Genomic DNA, 6315 nt, shown 5'->3' on the forward strand with positions numbered 1-6315 from the left:
GCCTCGCAGAGTTCCTGGCGCGACCGGCTGGTGATGAACGTCCTGCCCGACGGGCCGGTCGCGACGTTGCCGGCCCACGGCGCGCCTGGGGCGTGCGTCCAGCTGGAGGCGTTCCCGAGCGGTTCTGGGCGCGCATCGTTCCGTGTCCGTCTGGCTGGCGCGGCGACGGGTAACGCGGCGCTGCGAACGCGCATCACGGCTTTGGGAACGTCGGTCGATGGGCCGATCCTTCGGGACGTGCGGAACGGCGTCGCACGCGTGCCGCTCGCTCCGGTCCGCGCGTCGTCGCAGGCACACCAGCTCTGCCTCCTGAACGTCGGAGACGGTCCGGTCGAGGTGCTGGGCAGCGGCGGCGTGCCCGCTCTGCGGATCACCGGAGCGCACCAGGAATCCGGCTGGAGCGTTCTCGGAGCGATCGTGCAGCGCACGATGCGCGCCAACGGTGCGCCGGCCCGATGGATCGGACTGCCGGGGGTCGTAGTGCTCCTCACGGGTTCCATCGGCTTGGCGCTCGTCCTGACGACGCGCGCCTGGGGGAAGGACGGGTGGCGACCGTCCCGAGGGACCTGGGTTGCGGTCGCGGCGGTGGCGGCGATGCACGGCGCGGCCTGGTCCGTGCTGACACCCCCGTTCGAGGTTCCTGACGAGTGGACCCACTTCCAATACGCCGACTACGTCGCCGACCACGGCGAGTTGCCGAATGGTCGCGACCGCACCGCGCTCGTCGCGCCGGACCAGGCTCTGGCGATGCAGGCCCTCGGGGCGAACGGTATCCCGGGTCATCCTTCGTTCCGTCCTCCGTGGAGCGGCAGATCCTCGACCGCCATCCGCTCTGCGCTCGCGGACGCACCCCGGTCCCCAGTGCCCGACGGATCGACGAGCTCCACCGGCCAGCCCCCGCTGTACTTCGCCGTTGCGGGGGCCGTGGACGCAATCGCGCCCGGCAACGTCCTAGACCGGATCGCCCAGGTGCGACTCGTCGGCGTCCTGGCGCTAGCGGCCCTGGCGCTCGGCGCGATGGCGCTGGCGCGCAGACTCGTTCCCGGCCGGCCGGAATGGGCCGTGACCGCAGGCCTGCTCGCAGGCCTCGTGCCACTCGTCGCATTCATGGCGGGAGGAGTCACACCTGACATCCCGATGTTGGCCCTCGCAACATGGACGACGAGCGCCGCCTTGGGGTTCGTCGAATCGCCGGTCTGGCGACGGGGGCTCGTGCTCGGGCTCCTCGGTGTTGCGCTGGTGCTCGTCAAGCTGACAGCGCTTGCACTCGCGCCCGGGTTGGTGCTCCTGGTCTTGCTCGCCATCGGGATCGCCATCAGCCGGGGCTGGCCCGCGGGGTCGACCGGCGGCATGCTCGGGCTGGCGGCCGGGTTCGTCGGGCCGCTGGTCGTCTACGCCGTCTGGTGCGCCGTCAGCGATCGCTCGATGATCCCGGGAAGCCTCGTGTCGATCGCCCGTGCCGAGACGGCGCCGGGAACCACGACGAGCGGCCCGATGGAGTTCCTGAGCCTCACCTGGCAGCTGTACCTGCCTCGCATGCCCTGGATGGACGACCTGGTGCAGGGGTTCGGGCTCCGCGACATCTGGATCGACGGCTTCGTCGGCCGGTACGGGTGGCTCGACTACGGTCTTCCGGGCTGGGTCGGAGACGTGCTCCCGCTCTTCTGGCTGGGCCTCGTCGTCCTCGGGATCCGCGGGCTGTGGATCCTGATCCGACGGCGCCAGCGCGAGCTGCCGCGCCTCCGCCAGGTCAAGCGGACGGTGGTCGGCGTCGCATTCGTGCTGCTGCTGGCGGGCGTCCTCGTGACCGTCGCCCGCGCCGACTACACCGCCTACATCACCGGCAACGCCCGGTTCCAGCAGGCGCGGTACCTGATGCTCGCCGTCCCCGCTGCGATCGCGCTCGTCGTCGTGGCGATCCGCGGCACGCCGGTCCGGGCGCGGCCGTACGTCGCGGTGACGCTGGTCGGCGTCGCCGCGCTCCACACCGTCGCGTCGATCCTCGCGACGGTGGGCCGCTACTACGTCTGAGCGGGCGCGGGCGTCCGCGCCGCGGAGGTGTCCGCGCGCTCGTCGGCGAGATCGAGGTAGAACCGCTCGAGGGCGTCGATCTTCCGCGGCCACGCGTAGCTCGCCGCCGTCTCGCGCCCGGCGGCGACCAGCCGCTCCCGCAGCGCCGGGTCGTCGAGCAGGCGGCGCAGCGCGTCCGCGACCTGCTGGGGGTCGCGGCCGGGCATCAGGCAGTTCACGCCGTCGACGCAGAAGTCGCGGTTGCCGTTGGAGTCCGTGCAGACGACGGCGGCACCGGCGGCCATCGCCTCGAGGGGCGGCAGGCAGAAGCCCTCGTGCTTCGACGTCTGGACGAGCACCGACGTCTCGTTCAGCAGGACGTTGACCTCCTCGTCGGAGGGGAACCGCCGGAACGTGACGCGCTCGCCGAGGCCCTCGGCGAGCTCGGGCTCGGACCCGAACAGGGTGAGCTCGGGCTTCGGGGCCGCGAGGCGGCCGTAGGCGGCCCGGGTGAGCGGGAAGTCCTTCAACGGGTTCGACCGGGCGGTCGACAGGATCGTCCCGTCGCGCCGGTCGACGCCGTCGAGCCGCCGGTAGGTGTCGGTGTCGAGCCCAGGTGTGAAGACGGTCGGGTCCACCACGCCGAGCTTCTTCAGCTCGTCCGCGACCCAGACCGAGCCGGCGAGGTACGCGAACTCCGGCCGGTAGCTCGCGTGCACCGCGGCGTGGTCCTTCGGGGACGCGTAGTACGAGCTCTCGACGTCCTGGACGAGGTACACGGGGACGCCGTGCAGCACGGACGCCTCCCACACCCAGGACGAGGTCTCCCACCACGTGGCGACCTTGATCGCGTCGATCGGTCCGAGCTCATGGGCGAGCTCGGCGTACGAGTCGAACCGCCGGACCGGGACCTCGAGGTCGAACCAGTCCGGTGCCCCGTCCTCGTCCAGCGTCCAGAGCTCGGGGTGATGGCCCTTCTCGAGCAGCCCGTTGAGATGCGTGAAGATGACGCGGTGCCCGCCGCCGATGCCGGTGTCCTGGGTCACGTAGATCACGCGCAACCCGCCGTCCTCGGCGCGCACGTCCCGCCGGTCGAGCTGGTCGCCCCAGCGGCCCCAGAAGCGGCGCTGCGACGCGAGCTCGCGGTCACCTTGAACGGTGCCGCGGGTCTTGCTCTCGTGATGGATCACGACGGACTGGGGGACGTATCCGACCCGCCGGCCGTGCGCCCAGGCCCGGAGGGCGTAGTCGACGTCCTCGTACGCCATCCCGAAGCCCTCGTCGAGCTCGCCGATGTCGTCGAGGGTCTCGCGCGTGATGTAGAGGCAAGCACCGGTGGCGGCGATCGTCGGACCCTCGACGTTGGCCGGTGCGAAGTCCGCGGCCTTGAAGCGGAACCGGTGGTCGAACCACTGCGGCTGGTCGCGGTTGCGGACGATCCCGCCGTACTGGATCGACGTGTCGGGGTAGAGCAGCCGCGCGCCGACGACGTCCCAGTCGCGCTGGTGCGATGCGAACTGGAGCGCGGCGAGCCATCCACGCTGGGTGACGACGTCGGAGTTCAGGAGGACCGCGTCCTCGTCAGGACCGACCAGGGCGAGGCCGCGATTGCAGTTTGCGGCGAACCCGCGCTGCTCGTTGCCGGTCAAGACCTCCAGCCCCTCCCGTGCACCGAGCGCCTGCAGGGCGGCGACGTGCTCGGGCGCGGACCCGTCGTCTGGCACGACGATCCGCACTCTCGCGGCATCGGTCGTCTTCCGGATGCTGCGGACCGCCGCCGCGACGAGGTCCGGTGAGCCGTACGAGGGGATGACGATCACGACCGGGCGACCGTGCTTGCGGTACCACGTCTGCGCGGGTCCATGGTCGGGGCCGACGCCGACGGCGCTGCCCGGCAGCAGCCGCATGGGGGCGGCCGTCAAGCGCCGCAGGAGCTCGCGCCAGCCGAGGTAGCGGACGGTCATCACCGCACGGCGCGGGAGACCGGAGAGGAGCCGTCGGAGGTGGCGGAGGTACAGCGAGGGATCCATCGGGTCAGGCGTCCAGGTTCAGCGGGGCGACGCCGGCGATGCCGTCACGCGAGCACCGCCGCCGGACGCTCGGCGGGAGCCGGTCGGCGCGGGTGCCCGCCACGGAGGCCGCGGCGCGCTCGGTGTGGTGGACGAAGGACGCTAGCGTCGCCCGGTCGGTGGCGCCGCGCGACGCGCCGTGCGCCCGGGACCACGCACGGTCGTCGGCGGTCTGGCGCCGGATCGTCCCGAGCACCGCTCGCGGCGCGGCGCTGGTCCGGAGCCCGTACACCTCGTGGAGGGCGCGGAACTCGTCGAACAGGCGCCGGAAGCGCTCCCCGAACGGATAGTCGTGGGAGTGCACGACGGCCGCGGCCGGCACGAAGGCCCGCGCGTGCCCGGCACGCAGCAGGTCGATCGCGAGGAGCTGGTCCTCGGCGTACGCGACGTCCCGGAACGGGGTCGTGGTCCACGCGCTCCGCAGCAGCGCGCCGTTGGCGTCGGTGTGGAACGTCGCGGCGGACGGCTGGAGGGGCCTGGGCACGTCGTCCGCGCGGTAGACCACCGGGGTGCCGGCGGGTCCGGACATGCCGGCGAACATCTCGAGCAGCTCGCGCGACGTGGCGACGCTCGCGCCTGGGATGGGGAGGTACGGACCGCAGGCGAGCGCGACATCGGGAGCCAGGTCGAACGCGGCGAGCATCGACCGCAACCAGGTCCGCCCCGCAGGGACCGCGTCCTGCGTCAGGAACACCACGACGTCGCCGGTGCACTCCTCCATCAGGAGGTTCCGGGTCCGGCCGTGCCCGAACTGCGAGCGGTCGATGCGGATCACGCGGGCTCCGGCGGCCGCGGCCGCGCGGTCGGAACCGTCGCTCGAGCCCGAGTCGCAGATGACCAGCTCGTACCCGGGGCCGCCCTGCGCCGCGAGGGCCTCGAGGACCGCGCGGAAGCGGCTTCCGCCGTCCAGCACCGGGATCGCCACGGAGACGGAACGCACGAGACACAGCGTAGAGGCGGACCGTGGTCTTGGGTCCCTGTCCGCGTAGGGTGCGAACGATGGATGACGCGTCGGTGGATCGTACGCAAAGAGCAGACGTGCCCTGCGAGCACAGGACCGTCGAGTGGTACAAGCTCGAAAATGAGCGGCTGCTCGAGGCACTTCGAGTTCGGGAAGCTCGGGTTGCTCGTATGGAGGATGACCTCGTGCTCCTTGCCGAGCGATCCGAGACGCTCGATCGCATCGTGTCTGGTGGGTGGTGGCGGTTGCGGCTGCGTCTGATGCGCCTGTTCGCCGTCGTCTCCTTCGTGCGACGTGGCCTCCCGCAACGAGAAATGACGGTCGAACGGGATCCGCTTTCGAGGGACGCACTCGCGTCTCGCGCAGAGCGTTTGCGCTCGCAGACGGACCGGCTCTCGTCTGGGCTGCCCGTCTCCCTCCACAGGCACGCAAAGGATTCTTCGGTTCGACGGGTGATCTGCTCCCTCGCCGACGAGAACTACCTTGGCCCGCTCTCGATCTGTTCGGTGGGTCTTGAGCAATACGCGACACGTCATGGTTGGGACGTCGCGATCCATGTCGGTTCGCTCGATCTGGCGCGGCCCATCGCGTGGAGCAAGTTGCTGTTCGTCTCGCGTCTCCTCGAGCAGTACGAGGAGGTTTGGTGGGTCGACGCCGATGCAGTGATCGTCGACACAGCTCCTGATATCGCATCTTTGATCGACGTGGATAAGGACCTCTACATCGTCGAGCATCGTTGGGACGAACCGAGCGGGCGGCGCGCAGTCAACAGCGGGGTTGTGCTTTTCAGGCGGTCGGATTGGACGACGTCCCTCATCGAGGCGATCTGGCATCGAGAAGAGTTCATCGACCACCCTTGGTGGGAGAACACGGCGATGCTCGATCTCTTCGGATACCAGATCCCTGACGATGGAACACCGCCCATTCCAGGGGTGCCGACGGCGTGGATGGACCGCGTCAAACTCATCGGCCTCGAGTGGAACAGCACCGAGAACGCCTCCGCCGCTGTGGCACCGGTGATCCGCCACATCGGTCGCAGGCCTACCGTCGCAGTGCTGGAGCAGATGATGACTGGCGAGCTCCGACGGGCTAACGCGGTGGGGGTGGCTCGCGAAACGTGAGACTCGGTGAAGCGTCGCGGGCCAAGTCCGCGGTTCCGCAGCCTTCCTCGCATCCTGCAACCATGACCCGCGTGTCGTCTCCAGCGATCGTGGTAGATGGCGTCCGCAAGACCTTCCGTCGTCCGCACCACCAGACGCACACGCTGAAGGAGCG

Annotated in this window: 4 protein-coding genes; 2 read left to right on the forward strand and 2 right to left on the reverse strand. The window is 70.5% G+C overall.

Annotated features, from left to right (window positions below; genetic code table 11):
- Window positions 1–237 precede the first annotated feature (237 nt).
- On the forward strand, window positions 238–2031 hold the full coding sequence (locus AB0L40_RS05795; protein ID WP_364350563.1) for a DUF2142 domain-containing protein: 1794 nt from the start codon (window positions 238–240) through the stop codon (window positions 2029–2031).
- Here AB0L40_RS05795 and AB0L40_RS05800 read toward each other — a convergent pair.
- Together AB0L40_RS05800 and AB0L40_RS05805 are read right to left on the reverse strand one after the other, a co-directional pair.
- Window positions 2022–4040 carry a glycosyltransferase gene (locus AB0L40_RS05800; RefSeq protein WP_364350566.1) on the reverse strand — a complete coding sequence of 673 codons (2019 nt, stop codon included), beginning with the start codon at window positions 4038–4040 and terminating at the stop codon, window positions 2022–2024. The genes AB0L40_RS05795 and AB0L40_RS05800 overlap by 10 nt on opposite strands.
- A 4-nt stretch (window positions 4041–4044) precedes the next feature.
- The gene (locus AB0L40_RS05805) at window positions 4045–5019 is read right to left on the reverse strand and encodes a glycosyltransferase family A protein (RefSeq protein WP_364350569.1); all 975 of its coding nucleotides are present in this window, start codon (window positions 5017–5019) and stop codon (window positions 4045–4047) included.
- 59 nt (window positions 5020–5078) lie between these two features.
- On the opposite strand from AB0L40_RS05805, the gene AB0L40_RS05810 reads away from it, so the two are divergent.
- Window positions 5079–6161, forward strand: a complete 1083-nt coding sequence (locus tag AB0L40_RS05810) for a hypothetical protein (RefSeq protein WP_364350572.1) — start codon at window positions 5079–5081, stop codon at window positions 6159–6161.
- Window positions 6162–6315 lie beyond the last annotated feature (154 nt).

The organism is Patulibacter sp. NPDC049589 (assembly GCF_040675535.1).
In the GTDB taxonomy this organism is placed as follows: domain Bacteria; phylum Actinomycetota; class Thermoleophilia; order Solirubrobacterales; family Solirubrobacteraceae; genus Patulibacter.

What these genes read in the sequence shown, in the direction of transcription:
- AB0L40_RS05800 (WP_364350566.1), bottom strand. Translation starts at nt 4,040, where the DNA reads ATGGATCCCTCGCTGTACCTCCGCCACCTCCGACGGCTCCTCTCCGGT.
- AB0L40_RS05810 (WP_364350572.1), top strand. Translation starts at nt 5,079, where the DNA reads ATGGATGACGCGTCGGTGGATCGTACGCAAAGAGCAGACGTGCCCTGC.